Origin of the sequence: Stenotrophomonas sp. NRRL B-14846 (genome assembly GCF_050473585.1) — a bacterium.
Classification (GTDB): domain Bacteria; phylum Pseudomonadota; class Gammaproteobacteria; order Xanthomonadales; family Xanthomonadaceae; genus Stenotrophomonas.
In genome coordinates this window covers 3,625,570-3,638,769 of sequence record NZ_JBFLUN010000022.1, presented here as the reverse complement: position 1 = coordinate 3,638,769, position 13,200 = coordinate 3,625,570, and the positions used below count along the sequence as shown (strand labels likewise).

At 68.8% G+C, this 13,200-nt stretch carries 13 protein-coding genes; 6 read left to right on the top strand and 7 right to left on the bottom strand.

The genetic code is table 11. The annotated features are described in order from the left end of the window. Positions 1-11: 11 nt before the first annotated feature. The 3 genes from bioH to bioB all read right to left on the bottom strand — a co-directional run bounded on the left by bioH (position 12) and on the right by bioB (position 3,144). Positions 12-791, bottom strand: coding sequence for a pimeloyl-ACP methyl ester esterase BioH (bioH, locus tag AB1281_RS18975; protein WP_430346691.1), 780 nt, complete (start codon positions 789-791; stop codon positions 12-14). A gap of 18 nt (positions 792-809) precedes the next feature. Then, positions 810-2,033 carry an 8-amino-7-oxononanoate synthase gene (gene bioF, locus AB1281_RS18970; RefSeq protein ID WP_430346690.1) on the bottom strand — a complete coding sequence of 408 codons (1,224 nt, stop codon included), beginning with the start codon at positions 2,031-2,033 and terminating at the stop codon, positions 810-812. Positions 2,034-2,100: 67 nt separating this feature from the next. Continuing rightward, positions 2,101-3,144: a biotin synthase BioB gene (bioB, locus tag AB1281_RS18965; protein WP_049444160.1), complete on the bottom strand. Its 1,044-nt coding sequence runs from the start codon at positions 3,142-3,144 to the stop codon at positions 2,101-2,103. Between the two features lie 159 nt (positions 3,145-3,303). On the opposite strand from bioB, the gene AB1281_RS18960 reads away from it, so the two are divergent. From AB1281_RS18960 to AB1281_RS18935, 6 genes are all read left to right on the top strand, one after another. Further along, a complete protein-coding gene (locus AB1281_RS18960; RefSeq protein ID WP_430346689.1) occupies positions 3,304-3,873 on the top strand; it encodes a DUF3658 domain-containing protein in 570 nt (189 codons plus the stop codon). A 143-nt stretch (positions 3,874-4,016) separates the two neighbouring features. After that, complete coding sequence (locus AB1281_RS18955) at positions 4,017-4,562, top strand: NIF family HAD-type phosphatase (RefSeq protein ID WP_430346688.1); 546 nt, start codon at positions 4,017-4,019, stop codon at positions 4,560-4,562. Between the two features lie 122 nt (positions 4,563-4,684). After that, complete coding sequence (locus tag AB1281_RS18950) at positions 4,685-6,025, top strand: chloride channel protein (protein ID WP_430346687.1); 1,341 nt, start codon at positions 4,685-4,687, stop codon at positions 6,023-6,025. An 84-nt stretch (positions 6,026-6,109) separates the two neighbouring features. After that, complete coding sequence (locus AB1281_RS18945) at positions 6,110-6,805, top strand: ComF family protein (protein WP_430346686.1); 696 nt, start codon at positions 6,110-6,112, stop codon at positions 6,803-6,805. Between the two features lie 58 nt (positions 6,806-6,863). After that, positions 6,864-7,415: an HdeD family acid-resistance protein gene (locus tag AB1281_RS18940; RefSeq protein ID WP_049400854.1), complete on the top strand. Its 552-nt coding sequence runs from the start codon at positions 6,864-6,866 to the stop codon at positions 7,413-7,415. Continuing rightward, positions 7,412-7,882 carry a SecDF P1 head subdomain-containing protein gene (locus tag AB1281_RS18935; RefSeq protein WP_430346685.1) on the top strand — a complete coding sequence of 157 codons (471 nt, stop codon included), beginning with the start codon at positions 7,412-7,414 and terminating at the stop codon, positions 7,880-7,882. The genes AB1281_RS18940 and AB1281_RS18935 overlap by 4 nt, the downstream gene beginning before the upstream one ends. Positions 7,883-7,934: 52 nt before the next feature. Here the strand turns inward: AB1281_RS18935 and AB1281_RS18930 are convergent, their stop codons facing one another. The 4 genes from AB1281_RS18930 to AB1281_RS18915 form a co-directional block, all read right to left on the bottom strand. Continuing rightward, complete coding sequence (locus AB1281_RS18930; RefSeq protein WP_430346684.1) at positions 7,935-9,737, bottom strand: MFS transporter; 1,803 nt, start codon at positions 9,735-9,737, stop codon at positions 7,935-7,937. A gap of 193 nt (positions 9,738-9,930) precedes the next feature. Next, positions 9,931-11,046, bottom strand: coding sequence for an N-acetylglucosamine-6-phosphate deacetylase (gene nagA / locus AB1281_RS18925; protein WP_430346683.1), 1,116 nt, complete (start codon positions 11,044-11,046; stop codon positions 9,931-9,933). Beyond that, the gene (locus tag AB1281_RS18920) at positions 11,043-11,819 is read right to left on the bottom strand and encodes a DeoR family transcriptional regulator (RefSeq protein WP_014038836.1); all 777 of its coding nucleotides are present in this window, start codon (positions 11,817-11,819) and stop codon (positions 11,043-11,045) included. Before AB1281_RS18920 ends, nagA begins: the two co-directional genes overlap by 4 nt. Positions 11,820-11,852: 33 nt before the next feature. Continuing rightward, positions 11,853-13,187, bottom strand: coding sequence for a D-tagatose-bisphosphate aldolase, class II, non-catalytic subunit (locus tag AB1281_RS18915; RefSeq protein WP_430346682.1), 1,335 nt, complete (start codon positions 13,185-13,187; stop codon positions 11,853-11,855). Positions 13,188-13,200 lie beyond the last annotated feature (13 nt).

Here is a 13,200-nt window from a genome sequence, read left to right as displayed (position 1 = left end):
TCGGAAGGCGCTCATTGTCCGCCATCGGCCGGTGACAGGCCGGCAACGAAGTGTTGCAGGGCGGCGGCGACCTCGTCGGCATGGCCGAGGAAGGGTGCATGGCCGCCGTGGGCGATGGTCAGCGCCTGCCCGCCCGGGGCCAGCGCAGCGGCCGCCTGCATCGCCGTCGGCGACACCAGCCGGTCACGTTGGCCGGCGATCCACAGACTGGGTTTGCCCAGCGTCGGCAGGGCGCCGCGCAGGTCGGTGCTTTCCAGCAGGCGCAGGCCTTCCAGCAGCGCGCGTTCGGTGGGCGCACCGCGCTCGACCAGGCGCTGGCGCAGGGTGCGCAGCTCTTCGCGGGCGTGCGCCGAGCCCATCACGTCCAGCGCCAGGAAGCGCTCCAGCGTGCCACCGAAGTCGCTGGCCAGCTCGCGCCCGAACTGTTCGAACACCGCCGGTTCCACCGCATGCGGCCAGTCTTCGCCACGCACGAAGCGCGGCGTGGCCGCGATCATCGCCAGCCCGCGCACCTTCGGCAGCGTTGCGGCTGCATGCAGCGCAAACAGGCCGCCCAGCGACCAACCACACCACATCGCCGGCGGCGTGGCCGCGGCGATGGCGTTGACCACGAACGGCAGGCGCAGCGGCGTGGTGTCCTCGCGGCTGTGGCCATGGCCCGGCAGATCAACCAGATGCAGGGTGAAGCGATCGGCCAGGCGTTGCACCAGCGGCGCGAACACGCCGCCCTGCAGGGCCCAGCCATGGATCAGTACCAGGTCCGGCCCCTGGCCGGTGACGTCGATATGCATGGGAAAACGGCAACAGGCTCAGGCAAAGACAGGCAGCGGCGGTGGCGCGGCCTCACGCGCGGCCAGGTCGACGCGATCGCGCGCGCTGGCAATGGCTTCGACCAGGCCACGCACCTGCTCGGGGGTGTGCAACGCGGACAGGGTGACGCGCAGGCGCGCCTTGCCTTCGGGCACCGTGGGCGGGCGGATCGCGCCGACCAGCCAACCGGCCTGTTGCAACGCCTTGGACATCGCCACGGCGCGGTGGTCGTCGCCACACAGCAGCGGCTGGATCGGTGTTTCCGAGGCCATCAGGTCCAGGCCATGGCGGCGGGCTTCGCCGCGGAACAGCGCGATCAGATCGGTCAGTTTCGAACGCCGCCAGTTGTCACGGCGGGCCAGGCGCACCGCTTCCAGTGCTGCGGCGGCCAGCGGCGGCGGCATCGCGGTGGTGTAGATGTAGGGGCGCGCGGTTTCGGCCAGGTGCTCGACCAGGTCGTCGCGGCCCAGCACCAGCGCGCCGGAACCGCCCAGTGCCTTGCCCAGCGTGACCAGCTGCAGCGGCACATCGTCCACGCCCAGTCCGGCAGCCGCGACCGCGCCACGGCCATCGCCCACCACGCCCACGCCATGCGCATCGTCCACATAGAACAGCGCCTGCTGCAGGCGTGCCACAAGCGACAATGCACGCAGCGGTGCGATGTCACCATCCATGCTGAAGACACCATCGGTGGCCAGCATCGCCGCGCCATCGGGCGCGTGCTTGAGCTGGCGCATCGCGCCTTCGGCATCAAGGTGCGGATAACGGCGCAGGCGCGCACCGGCCAGCCGCGTCGCATCGAGCAGGCTGGCGTGGTTGAGCTTGTCCTGCACGCACACATCGTTCTCTTCGCTCAGCAGCGCTTGCTGCACGGCCAGGTTGGCGGCGAAGCCACTGCCGAACAGCAGCGCGCGCGGGTAGCCCAGCCACTCTGCCACTTCGCGCTCCAGCGCCTCATGCAGGGCGTGGTGGCCGCAGACCAGATGCGAGGCACCCGCGCCGGTGCCTTCGCGCGCGGCCGCATCCTGCAGTGCGTTGACCACGCTGAACTGCTGGGCCAGGCCCAGGTAATCGTTGCTGCAGAAGCCGGTCAGCCACTGGCCGTCCACTTCCAGGCGGACGCCGTCACGACGGGTGACCGTGCGCCGCGTGCGGCGACGGCCTTGGGCATCGCGCAGGGCGCGTTGGGCGTGGAGGCGGGCGGTCAGGTCGGGGCGGGCCATGGCGGCTGAATGCGGCGACGGGGCGGCTAGGGTAGCGCGTTGCCGCGGCGCCTGCTTGCGGCCCGTCTCAGGCCGCGTGAGCGCAGCCACAGGCCGGCGCATCGGCGCTGATATCGGCGTGCACGGTACCGCCGTGGTCATGGCCCTCGGCATCCACCTGCACCGCCATCGGCTGCAGCCCCAGCCGAGCGAACAGGGCCAGGTCGCGCTCGCTCTCCGGGTTGCCGGTGGTCAGCAGCTTGTCGCCGTAGAAGATCGAGTTGGCACCGGCCAGGAAGCACAGCGCCTGCAGTTCGTCGCTCATCGCCTCGCGCCCGGCCGACAGCCGTACCATCGAGCGCGGCATGGCGATGCGTGCCACCGCGATCATGCGCACGAACTCGAACGGGTCCAGCTCGGCGCTGCCGTGCAGCGGCGTACCCGCCACCTGCACCAGCTTGTTGATCGGCACCGAATCGGGATGTGCCGGCAGCGTGGCCAGCGCCAGCAGCAGGCCGACGCGCTGCGCGCGCGTCTCGCCCATGCCGACGATGCCGCCGCAGCAGGTCTTCAGGCCGGCATCGCGCACGTGTTCCAGCGTGTCCAGGCGGTCCTGGTACTGGCGCGTGTGGATGATCGAATCGTAGTAGTCCGGCGCGGTGTCGAGGTTGTGGTTGTAGTAGTCCAGGCCGGCGTCCTTCAGCGCACGCGCCTGCTCGCCGCTGAGCATGCCCAGCGTGGCGCAGGTCTCCAGGCCAAGCGCCTTCACCCCGGCGATCATTGCCGCCACCTTCGGAATGTCGCGGTCCTTCGGCGAACGCCACGCGGCACCCATGCAGAAGCGCGAGGCACCGGCGGCCTTGGCCTGGCGTGCCTTGGCCAGCACTGCGTCGGTCTCCATCAGCTTCTGCGCGTTCACGCCGGTGCTGTAGCGCTGCGCCTGCGGGCAGTACGCGCAGTCTTCCGGGCAGCCGCCGGTCTTCACCGACAGCAACGTGGAGACCTGCACCTGCGATGGGTCGAAATGCTCGCGATGGACCGCGGCGGCGCGGAACAGCAGCTCGGGGAACGGCAGATCGAACAGCGCCTGCAGTTCGTCGTGTTGCCAGTCGTGGCGGATGGCAGCAGCCATGGCGGGACCTTGGGTACGAGTGGAGCGAGGGCGGCAGTGTGGGTGGGCTGGCGAGGCCTGTCAACTTAAATATTCTGATGCAGTTTACAGAAATCGACCGCCAGAAATGCGCGCTACGGTGTAAGTTCATTGCTGCATACGGACTCGCGAGCATGAGCCATGGACAGCTACCAGCCCTACCCGATCCGCCGCGATGCGGTGCTGTGCAGCCTGGCCGAACTGCCTGACGGCGGCCTGCGCGTCGTGATGGATGATCTGCGCCAGACGGGTGAACCCGGGCACTGGCAGAACCGCATCTTCGTGACCTTCAAGGACTACGCGGCGGGGCAGCTCGATCCGTCGACGCTGCCGGACGAGGAGTTGCAGGCGTTCGGCCTGTACGTGCTGGTTCGCCTGCTTGCCATCAATGGCTGCCTGCGCGACACCGAGGAGGAGCCCGACAGCGATGCCCACCTTACCGAGCAGCAGCGACAGAACATCGCCGCGCTGACCGACGAGGACATCGCCTGGATCGATGCGCAACTGCTTTCCCACTGCGATGGGCAGTTCCGGAAAATCGCCTTCATTGTGGGCAACGCGATGTCGCTGGACCCGCAGCGCCGCGCCGGCATTGCCGATGTCTTCTACGCCCAGCGCGTGCGCAAACTGGTCGCGCGCGGCGTACTGGAAGCGCAGGGCGACCTGGCGCGCATGCGCCATGGCGAAGTGCGCATCCGGCAGCAGCCCTGACCGCACCGCTACACTGGGCCACCCAGCACAGCAACGGCCATGAATCTGCCCCGCTTTCCCTGCCATCCCGACCTCGTCAGCACTGGCAGCGTGGTGGCCGTCGATACGCCGAGTGTCTGCTGATGAGCACCGGATCGGGCGCAATGCCGCCAGGTGGAAAGCTGCTGGTACTCGACCTGGATGAGACGTTGGTGCACGCGAGTGAGCGCGAACTGGAGCGGCCGGCGGACTTCCGCCTTGTCGGCTACCACGTCTACCTGCGGCCGCACCTGCAGGCGTTCCTCGACTATGCCTTCGCCCATTTCACGGTGGGGGTGTGGACGTCTTCCGGGCAGTTGTACGCAGAGCCGCTGGTGGCCCGCCTGATGCCGGGCCGCCCGCTCGCATTCCTGTGGTCCGCGCAGCGGCGCAGCACGGCGCGTGACTGGGACACTGGCGGCTATGCGTCGCAGAAGCGGCTGGGCAAGCTGAAGCGTCACGGCTTCCGGTTGGAGCAGATGATCGGTATCGACGACACGCCCAGCAAGTACGCCAGAAACTACGGAAACCTGGTCGAGGTGCGTGAGTTCACCGGTGATGCGAGCGATGATGAGTTGGCACATCTGCCGCTCTATCTGGAGTGGCTGCGGCAGCAGCCCAACGTGCGCAGCGTGGAAAAGCGCCGGTGGCGGGAGCGCCTGCCGGTCTAGCGGTGCACGCACGGGGCAGGCTGTCAGCAGGATCCATGGACGGGCATTTCACCGCATCCTGCAAGGCCTTCAGCCACAGTAGCCGCTGTCCGCCTTCCTCCGCAGCGTCCAGACTGCCCCGCATGACCGATCTCCATCGCCTCCGCGGCCGCATCACCGCGCTGGTTCTCAGTGAGGCCTGGCGCCGCCGCGCCGCACTCTGGGGCGGCGCCGTGGCCGTGGCACTGGTGGCCATCCTGTTCGCCAAGGCCAGCGATGCGGCCTTCCACCTGTTCCAGCGCATCACCTCGCATTCGCCGTGGTGGGCCCTGCTGCTCACACCGGGCATCTTCGCGTTGTTGGCCTGGCTCACTTCTGGTGTGCTGAAGCCCACGCGGGGCAGCGGTATTCCGCAGGTCATCGCTGCGTTGGACAAGCCGGATGAGTCGTTCCGGAAGACCAATCTTTCGCCCGCGGTCTCGGCGGGCAAGCTGCTGCTGACCTCGTTGTCGCTGCTTGGAGGCGCGTCGGTCGGACGCGAAGGGCCCACCGTGCATGTGGGTGCCAGCCTGATGTACCTGTTCGGCCGCTGGTTCGGCTTCAGGGATCCACGCGAGCTCTCGCACTTCCTGCTGGCGGGCGGCGCGGCGGGCATTGCGGCGGCATTCAACACACCGCTGGCCGGTATCGTCTTTGCCATCGAGGAGCTCAGCGGCCGTTTCGAGCATCGGTTCTCCGGCACCTTGCTGACCGCAGTGATCGTCGGTGGCGTGGTGTCGCTCGGCCTGCTCGGCAACTACACCTACTTCGGTCATGTGAGTGCGCGGCTGCCGCTGGGACAGGGCTGGCTGGCGATCCTGCTGTGCGGCGCAGTGGCCGGATTGCTGGGTGGATTGTTCGCGCGCGCGGTGCTGGCGAGTGCAGCGGGTCGTCCGCGCTGGCTGGGCCAGCTGCGGCAGCGGCATCCCGTGCTGCTGGCAGCAGGCTGCGGCCTGGTGGTGGTGGCGCTGGCGTTGACGTTTGGCGAAGGCGCGTTCGGTACCGGCTACGAGCAGGCGCGCAGCCTGGTGCAGGGGCAGGCGATGGTGGGCCATGAATTCGGTCTGATGAAGCTGCTGGCGAATCTGGCGTCCTACGTGGCGGGTATCCCCGGTGGCCTGTTCTCGCCGGCGCTGGCGGTCGGTGCCGGCCTTGGGCATAACCTGGCGGTGTTGATGCCGGGCGTGGATCCGCGTGCGTTCGTGCTGCTGGGCATGTGTGCCTACCTGACCGGCGTCACCCAGGCACCGCTGACGTCGGCGGTGATCTCGCTGGAGCTGACCGACAGCGGCGATCTGCTGCTGCCGATACTTGCCACGGTGTTGATCGCGCGTGGTGTGTCCGGGCTGGTGTGCCGGGTGCCTATCTACCGTGGGTTGGCGGAGTTGTTGATGATGCCGGCTGCGCCGCCGTCGGATGCTGGACATCGCGAACGTCCTTCCTGACGGGGACGCGATGACGGATAGCGCCGACACCGCAGCACGTGCTTCGCCGATGGCGAAGCCAGCGCAGCGATGGAAGGCTGGCGCATGCGCATCAACGTCCTGCACCTGGCAAGCACCGTCCCCCGTGCGCTGCTTCGCGTTCTGTTGCCATTGCGGTGTCTGGTCTGCGGCGACCCGGGCCACGATGATCTTGACCTGTGCCGCACCTGCCTTGCCGACCTGCCGTGGTCCGGCCGCGCCTGCCTGCGCTGTGCGTTGCCGTTGCCCGACACGGCGTTGATCGTCTGCGGCAGCTGCCGCGAGGAAGCCCCACCGCAGACGGCCACCCATGCCAGCTTGTTGTACCTGCCACCGGTCGACCAGCTGTTGGTGCGCTACAAGTTTCATCAGGACCTGGCGGCCGGCCGCCTGCTGGCGCAGTTGATGCAGCGGGCACCGGCGCCCTGGTCATGCCCACCGCTGGTGCCGGTACCGCTGCACCGGCGCCGCCTGCGCCAGCGCGGCTACAACCAGGCCGCCGAACTGTGTCGCCTGCTGCCGATGCCGGTCTGGCACGGGCTGTACCGGCAGCGGCATACGGCGCCGCAGTCCGAACGCACGGCCGAACAGCGCCGGGAGAACCTGTTCGATGCGTTCGATGTACGCAGTCCGGTGCCACCGCGACTGACCGTGGTCGACGACGTGATGACCACCGGCAGTACGGTGATGGAGATTGCCGAAACGCTGCGCTGCGTGGGCGCTGAAGAGGTGCGAGTATGGGTGTGTGCGCGGGTGCCGTGATCGTCCTCTTCATCGCCAGGGGCTAGGATGAGGCCGGTTCCGGATCGAAGGAGTGGCCATGAATTCCCCTTTGTCTCCCTTGTTGTCGGCGGTGGGTCGCAGCTGGTGGATCCTGCTGCTGTATGGGCTGGTTGCGCTGGGCTTCGGCATCATCGCCATCGGCTGGCCGCTGTCGGCGGCGATGGCACTGGCGTGGACGCTGGGCGTGATGGCCATCGTTGAAGGTGTCATCAGCCTGTTCGCACTGGTCAGCGGCGGCAGCGGTGCGTCGCGTGGCTGGCTGGCACTGTATGCCATCGCCTCGCTGGGTTTCGGCATCCTGGCGGTGATCAATCCGCTGGCCACCGCCAGCGTGCTGGTGCTGTTCCTGGCGGCATGGCTGCTGGTGGCCGGCATCTATCGCATCGTGTTCGCGATCCGCGTACGCAAGCAGATCCAGGGCGAGTGGCTGCTGATTCTCAGTGGCGTGCTGGCGGTGGTGCTGGGCCTGCTGTTCGCTGCCAATCCGTATGCAGGCGTGGCGGTGACCACGCTGTGGATCGGCATCGGCAGCCTGCTGTACGGGCTGTTGCAGGTGCTGGTGGCGTTCAAGCTGCGGAAGCTGAAGTGAGGGTTGCGCTTCCGCTTCTGCTGGGGGCAGCGCTGGTGCTGGCCGGATGCATGCCAGGTGCCGCGCCCGGTGCGCTGGCAGGCAAGGAGCATGCGCCGCGCGCCGGTGTGGACGTGCGCCTGAGTGCGGTCGACGCAACCGGCAAGGGCACGCCCGCGCAGTGGCAGGGCGAGACGCTGGCCCTGCGCGAGCCGCCGATTGCCGGCAGCGCGGACATCGCCGATGTGCGCTATGTGCTGGAGGAAGGCAAGCAGCCGGGACTGCAGATCCGCTATCGGCCGGAGGCGCATCAACGCATCCACGATGGCACCGCTGCCCTGGTGGGCCAGCGCGCGGCGATCAGCGTGGACGGCCGCGTGCTGATGGTGGCAACCGTGCAGGGGCCGTTCGGCGAATCGATGATGCTGAGCGGGCTGTCCAGCGTTGCCGAAGCGCAGGCGCTGGCCAGGCACATCACCGGCGAATGACGGGCGCGCCTGCGACCCCGCGCTGCGCGCGGGGGTCGACCCAGGCCGACTGCTACCGTGCGAAGCGGGCCTCGATTTCTTCCAGCGACTTGCCCTTGGTCTCCGGCAGCCAGAATGCGGCTACCAGGAAGAACACGAAGGTGCACGCCGCCCAGAACACGAACATGCTGGCGTAGCCGTAGTGGCCCACCGTGGGCAGGAAGATGGCGGCGATGGTGGTGGACACGAACTGGTTGATCAGCAGCGCGATGCTCATGCCATTGGATCGGATGCGGTTGGGCATCAACTCCGACAGTGCCAGCCACACGCAGACGCCGGGGCCGACCGCGAAGAACGCGACGAACATCAGGATGCAGGCGGCCACCGCCCAGCCGTGGGCCGGCGGCGGCACCGGGCCGATGCGTGCCTGCTCGATGCGCAGCGGTGCCTGTGCGGCCTTGGCCGGGTCGGCGAACGGGTTCAGATGCAGTTTGCGGAAGAACGCGCCGATCACGCTGTCTGGCTGCACGGTGCCGGCACGCTCGATGCGCAGCTCGCGGTCGGTCAGGTTGTCGCTGCGCAGGGCGCGCACATTGGTGAAGTCGCCGTAGGCATACGACACGGTCAGCTGCAGCGGCCTGCCTTCACTGTCGATGCCAGCGCCCAAGCGCCGCCACTGCGCGTCATCCAGCACCAGCTGCAGGCCGTCGCCGCTCACCGCCGCCCGCAGCTGCGGCTGCACGTCGGTACGGCCGCGTTCGGCCTGGAAGAACAGCGTGGCGGCGGCCAGCAGGGCCACGCAGATGCCGCCGCTGCCGAGCATCAGCAGGAACTTGCGGCCCTTGCGGTCGACCAGCAGCAGCGCGACCACGGTCATCACCGCATTGAGCAGCTTGATCGCCACGTCGGCGCCGTTGGCCACCGAGCCGGACAGGCCCGCCTGGTTGAGGATGTTCACTGCGTAGGCCAGCACCGAGTTGATGCCAGTGGCCTGGGTGCAGGCCAGCACCACGCAGGCGAGCAGGAACGGCACCACGTAGCGGCGGCTGAGCAGCGGGTCGCGCTTGCCGCTGCTGCTGCGCGATTCCGGCGCCTGGATCTGTGCAAGCGTGGGGTCCACCTCCGCAGCCGGCAGCACGCGCTGCAGGCTGCGGCGCGCGTCATCGATGCGGCCGCGCCGCACCAGCCAGCGCGGTGACTCGGACAGCCAGAAGATGCCGGCGCAGAACAGCAGGCCCGGCGCCAGGCACGTCCAGAAGATGGTGCGCCAGGCGTGGTCCTTCACCGCAAACAGCTCCTGCGCCTGCTGCGCGACCGGCAGTGAGCGCACGGCTTCGGCGGCGGCATCCACTGCATGGGCCTGGTACAGGCCGATCAGCGCCGCCAGCACCAGGCCGACGGTCAGCAGCAGCTGGAACATCGCCGCGCCGCGCCCGCGTCGTTCGGGGCTGAGCACTTCGGCCAGGTACAGCGGAATCACCACGCCGATCAGGCCGCCACTGATGCCCTGCAGCAGCCGGCCGAGCAGCAGCGGCGTGTAGCCCGAAGCCAACGCCATGATCGGAATCGAGGCGGTGAACAGCAGGCCGGCCAGCAGCATCGCGCCGCGGCGGCCGATCAGGTCGGCGACCATGCCGGCGAACAGCGAGGACAAAACACTGCCCAGCAGCACCGCAGCCACGACAAAACCGAGCTGCTGGCTGCTGAGCTGCCACGCGTGGCTGGCCGTTGCCTCCAGGTAGGGCAGGGCGCCGGCGATGATGCCGATGTCGATGCCGTACAGCAGGCCACCGAGGCCGCCGATGAAGAGCAGGTAGCGTACGGGCCAGCGCGGGGCGGTGGAAGCGGGTACGGCAGGTGCGGCGGCTGCGGTCATCGGCGTATTCCTGGAATAACGGGGATGGTGCGTGGCTGAGGCATTGCGCTTGCGCGCTTCATGTAGAGCCGAGCCATGCTCGGCTGCTTTCCGTTCCGATATCGAGGTTCCCCACGCCGCGCTTCGCGCGGTGAGCCGAGCATGGCTCGGCTCTACAGGGAGTCCGCGCGGCGTCCGGGCCGCATCGCGTGCGTCAGGTCAGATCAACGACGTGCCCGCCGACAACCACCTGCTGCAGGCGCAGTTCGGCATCCAGCACCACCAGGTCGGCGCGGGCGTCGGGCGCGATGCGGCCGCGATCGTCCAGGCCGAGATACGCGGCGGGGAAGGTGGAAACACGCTGCGAGGCATCGGCCAGCTCCAGGCCCACTTGCACCAGATTGCGCAGCGCCTGGTCCATGGTCAGCGCGCTGCCGGCCAGCGAACCGGTCGCCAGGCGTACGCAGCCGCCGCACTTGTGCACGCGCTGCTCGCCCAGCGCGTACTCGCCATCGGGCATGCCGGTGGCGGCGGTGGCGTCGGTCACCGCGTACAGGCGCGGGATCGCACGCGCGGCCAGGCGGATCACGCCGGGGTGGATGTGCTGCAGGTCGGGGATGATCTCGGCGTACTGTGCATGTGCCAGCGCCGCTGCGGCGATGCCCGGGCGATAGTGATCGACGCCGGTCATGCCATTGAACAGGTGGGTGAAGCCGGAGGCGCCGGCCTGCAGCGCGGCCACGCCTTCCTCGTAGGTGCCGGCGCTGTGGCCAAGCTGCACGCGGATGCCCATCGCCGAAAGCGCAGGTATCAGCGCGGTGTGCTCGCCGATTTCCGGGGCCAGCGTCATCACCCGGATCGGTGCCAGCGCATGCAGCTGCTGCACCAGCGCCAGTGTTGCTTCGATCGTACGGTTGGGCTGCGCACCCAGCCGCTGCGGGCTGATGAACGGGCCTTCCAGATGCACGCCGGCAATGCAGGCGGCGTCGGCATCGGGCGCCGCCATGGTGGCGGCCACACCCTGCAGCGCGTGCTCGATCTCGTCCAGCCCGGCGGTCATGGTGGTCGCCAGCAGCGTGGTGGTACCGAAGCGCAGATGGGTGCGGGCGATGGTGCGTGCCACGTCGCCGCCCTGCATCAGGTCCACGCCGGCCGCGCCGTGCACATGCAGGTCGATGAAGCCGGGCAGGATCACCGGCAGCTGCAGATCGTCAGCACCGCTGTGGTCATCCACCTGCAGCTGGCGCACGCGCGAATCGAAGTGGACGTGCCCGCGCCGCCAACCCAGCGGGGTGAGGATGCGGCCATGCAGGGTGCGGGTGTCGGTCATGCGGTGGGCTCGGCGATGATCACTTCGATGCCCAGCCGCTGCAGCCCTTCGCGGGTCGCATCGTCGATGCCGGCGTCGGTGATGATGGCGTGGATCTGATCCAGCAGGGCGATGCGGTGCAGGCTGACGCGGCCGAACTTGGAGGCGTCGGTCAGCACCACGATGCGGCGCGCGCGCTCGACCATGCGGTGGTTGAGGCGGGCTTCGGCCTCGTCGTGGGTGGTCAGGCCGAACTGCAGGTCCAGGCCGTCCACGCCCAGGAACAGGGTGTCGAAGCTGTACGAGTTGAGGCTGGCCTCGGCCTGGCTGCCCTGCAGCGACAGCGACTGCTGGCGCAGCAGGCCACCGGTCAGCAGCACGGTGATGCCCGCGGCATTGGCCAGTTCCCAGGCGATGTTCAGGCCGTTGGTCATCACCGTCACGTCGCGATGCGCGCGCAGGTGGCGGGCCAGGGTCATCGTGGTCGAGCCGGAGTCGATGATGATGTTGTCGCCGGGCTGCACCAGGCGCGCGGCGCGCGCACCGATCGATTCCTTCAGCGGCAGGTTCAGCGCGTCCTTTTCGTGGATGTCCTGTTCCTGCGGCGGCGTACGAACGAGCGTGGCACCACCGTGGGTACGGTTGGCCAGGCCCTGCGACTCGAAGTGGGTCAGGTCGGCACGGATGGTCACCGCCGACACGCCGAAGCGCTCGACCAGATCGGCCACCTGCACCGAGCCGTGCTCGATCAGCAGCTGCAGGATCTGTTGCCGGCGGGAGCGGGTGTTGCGCATGGCCATTCTCGGTTTCGCGGGAAAAGGTAGAGATTAGCCGTTCACAGCAGCGCCGGCAGCCGAACCAGCGCTCTGCACGCGGGCTCCGGCCTGGTTGGCGCTGCAGGCGCGGGCGTACTCGCCCAGGCACAGGCCGATGCGGTGCTGCACCAGTGCGGTGGGGGTGTTGGCCAGGCGGCCTTCGCGCACGGCGCGGTACTGCTCCGGCAGGTACTGGCTGAGCAGCACCAGCGGCGGCGCGTGCTGCTCCAGGTTGCCGAACAGGGTCTGCACCGCCTGCACCAGCGCTGGCTCGCCCCAGTAGTAGCGGCAGCGGTCGCTGAAGGAATAGTGGCGCAGCAGGCGCAGCGCGGCCTCATCGCCCTGGTAGTAGGACTGCCAGTACTTCGGCTGCGCCACCATCACCTCGTCCAGCACCTGCGGCAGGCGCGAGCACTGCGCGGCTGGCAGCAGCTCGGCCTCGATCGCGGCCAGCGCGAACAGTGCCTCGCGATAGGCGAAGGTGGCAGCCGGGCCGACCTTGAGGATGGCGAAGTGGTCACGTACCAGCGCGTGCAGGCCACTTTCGCGCTGGTAGTCGGTGGAATGCGCTTCGAACACGATGCGCGGCTGCTGTTCGAGGAAGCCGGCCAGCGTGCTGGCGGCGGCCGGGTCGTATTCGTGCACGCTGCTGTGGTCGAAGTCCACGCCCGGCTGCACCACCATCGCGATCACGCGCTGCCACGCATCGCGCAGCTGCGGCGTGTCGAACGCCTGCTGGTGGATGGCCAGGGTCTGCGCGGCTGCGGCCGGCGTGGTCACCTGCAGGCCTTCGGCCAGCGAGGCTTCGCCACCGGGAATCGGCACTTCGGTACCGATCACGTAGACCGGCGGCGGCAGGCCGTGTTCGGCGGCGGTGCGTTCGGCGATCTCGGCCAGCTCGGCCGAGCGCGCGGCAACGATGGCATCGGGCAGCGGCACCGGATCATCGGCGCAGGACATGCTGCAGTCGAGGTGGATCTTGTGGAAACCGGCGGCGACGTAGGCTTCGATCAGCACGCGCGCGTGGGTCATCGCTTCGGCGGCCGGGCGCTTCTGCCAGGCATTCGGGCCGAGATGGTCACCGCCCAGGATCAGCCGTTCGCGCGGGAAGCCTTCTTCGTGGGCCAGGGTGCGGACGTAATCGCGGTACTGCGGCGGGGTCATGCCGGTGTAGCCGCCGAACTGGTCGACCTGGTTGGAGGTGGCCTCGACCAGCAGCACGGTGCCATGTGCCTGCGCGACGTGCATGGCCGCGCGCAGCACCTGCTCGTTGCTGCAGCAGACGCTGTACAGGCCGACGTTGGCACCGGCGCGGTGGGAGGCAAGCAGGGTCTGCAACGGGGACATGGTCAGGCTCCGG

Excerpts from the sequence above, each read along its gene's own strand:
- bioH (WP_430346691.1), bottom strand. The coding sequence starts at position 791 with ATGCATATCGACGTCACCGGCCAGGGGCCGGACCTGGTACTGATCCAT.
- AB1281_RS18930 (WP_430346684.1), bottom strand. The coding sequence starts at position 9,737 with ATGACCGCAGCCGCCGCACCTGCCGTACCCGCTTCCACCGCCCCGCGC.
- AB1281_RS18960 (WP_430346689.1), top strand. The coding sequence starts at position 3,304 with ATGGACAGCTACCAGCCCTACCCGATCCGCCGCGATGCGGTGCTGTGC.
- bioB (WP_049444160.1), bottom strand. The coding sequence starts at position 3,144 with ATGGCTGCTGCCATCCGCCACGACTGGCAACACGACGAACTGCAGGCG.
- nagA (WP_430346683.1), bottom strand. The coding sequence starts at position 11,046 with ATGACCGACACCCGCACCCTGCATGGCCGCATCCTCACCCCGCTGGGT.
- AB1281_RS18950 (WP_430346687.1), top strand. The coding sequence starts at position 4,685 with ATGACCGATCTCCATCGCCTCCGCGGCCGCATCACCGCGCTGGTTCTC.
- AB1281_RS18920 (WP_014038836.1), bottom strand. The coding sequence starts at position 11,819 with ATGCGCAACACCCGCTCCCGCCGGCAACAGATCCTGCAGCTGCTGATC.
- bioF (WP_430346690.1), bottom strand. The coding sequence starts at position 2,033 with ATGGCCCGCCCCGACCTGACCGCCCGCCTCCACGCCCAACGCGCCCTG.
- AB1281_RS18915 (WP_430346682.1), bottom strand. The coding sequence starts at position 13,187 with ATGTCCCCGTTGCAGACCCTGCTTGCCTCCCACCGCGCCGGTGCCAAC.
- AB1281_RS18940 (WP_049400854.1), top strand. The coding sequence starts at position 6,864 with ATGAATTCCCCTTTGTCTCCCTTGTTGTCGGCGGTGGGTCGCAGCTGG.
- AB1281_RS18955 (WP_430346688.1), top strand. The coding sequence starts at position 4,017 with ATGCCGCCAGGTGGAAAGCTGCTGGTACTCGACCTGGATGAGACGTTG.
- AB1281_RS18945 (WP_430346686.1), top strand. The coding sequence starts at position 6,110 with ATGCGCATCAACGTCCTGCACCTGGCAAGCACCGTCCCCCGTGCGCTG.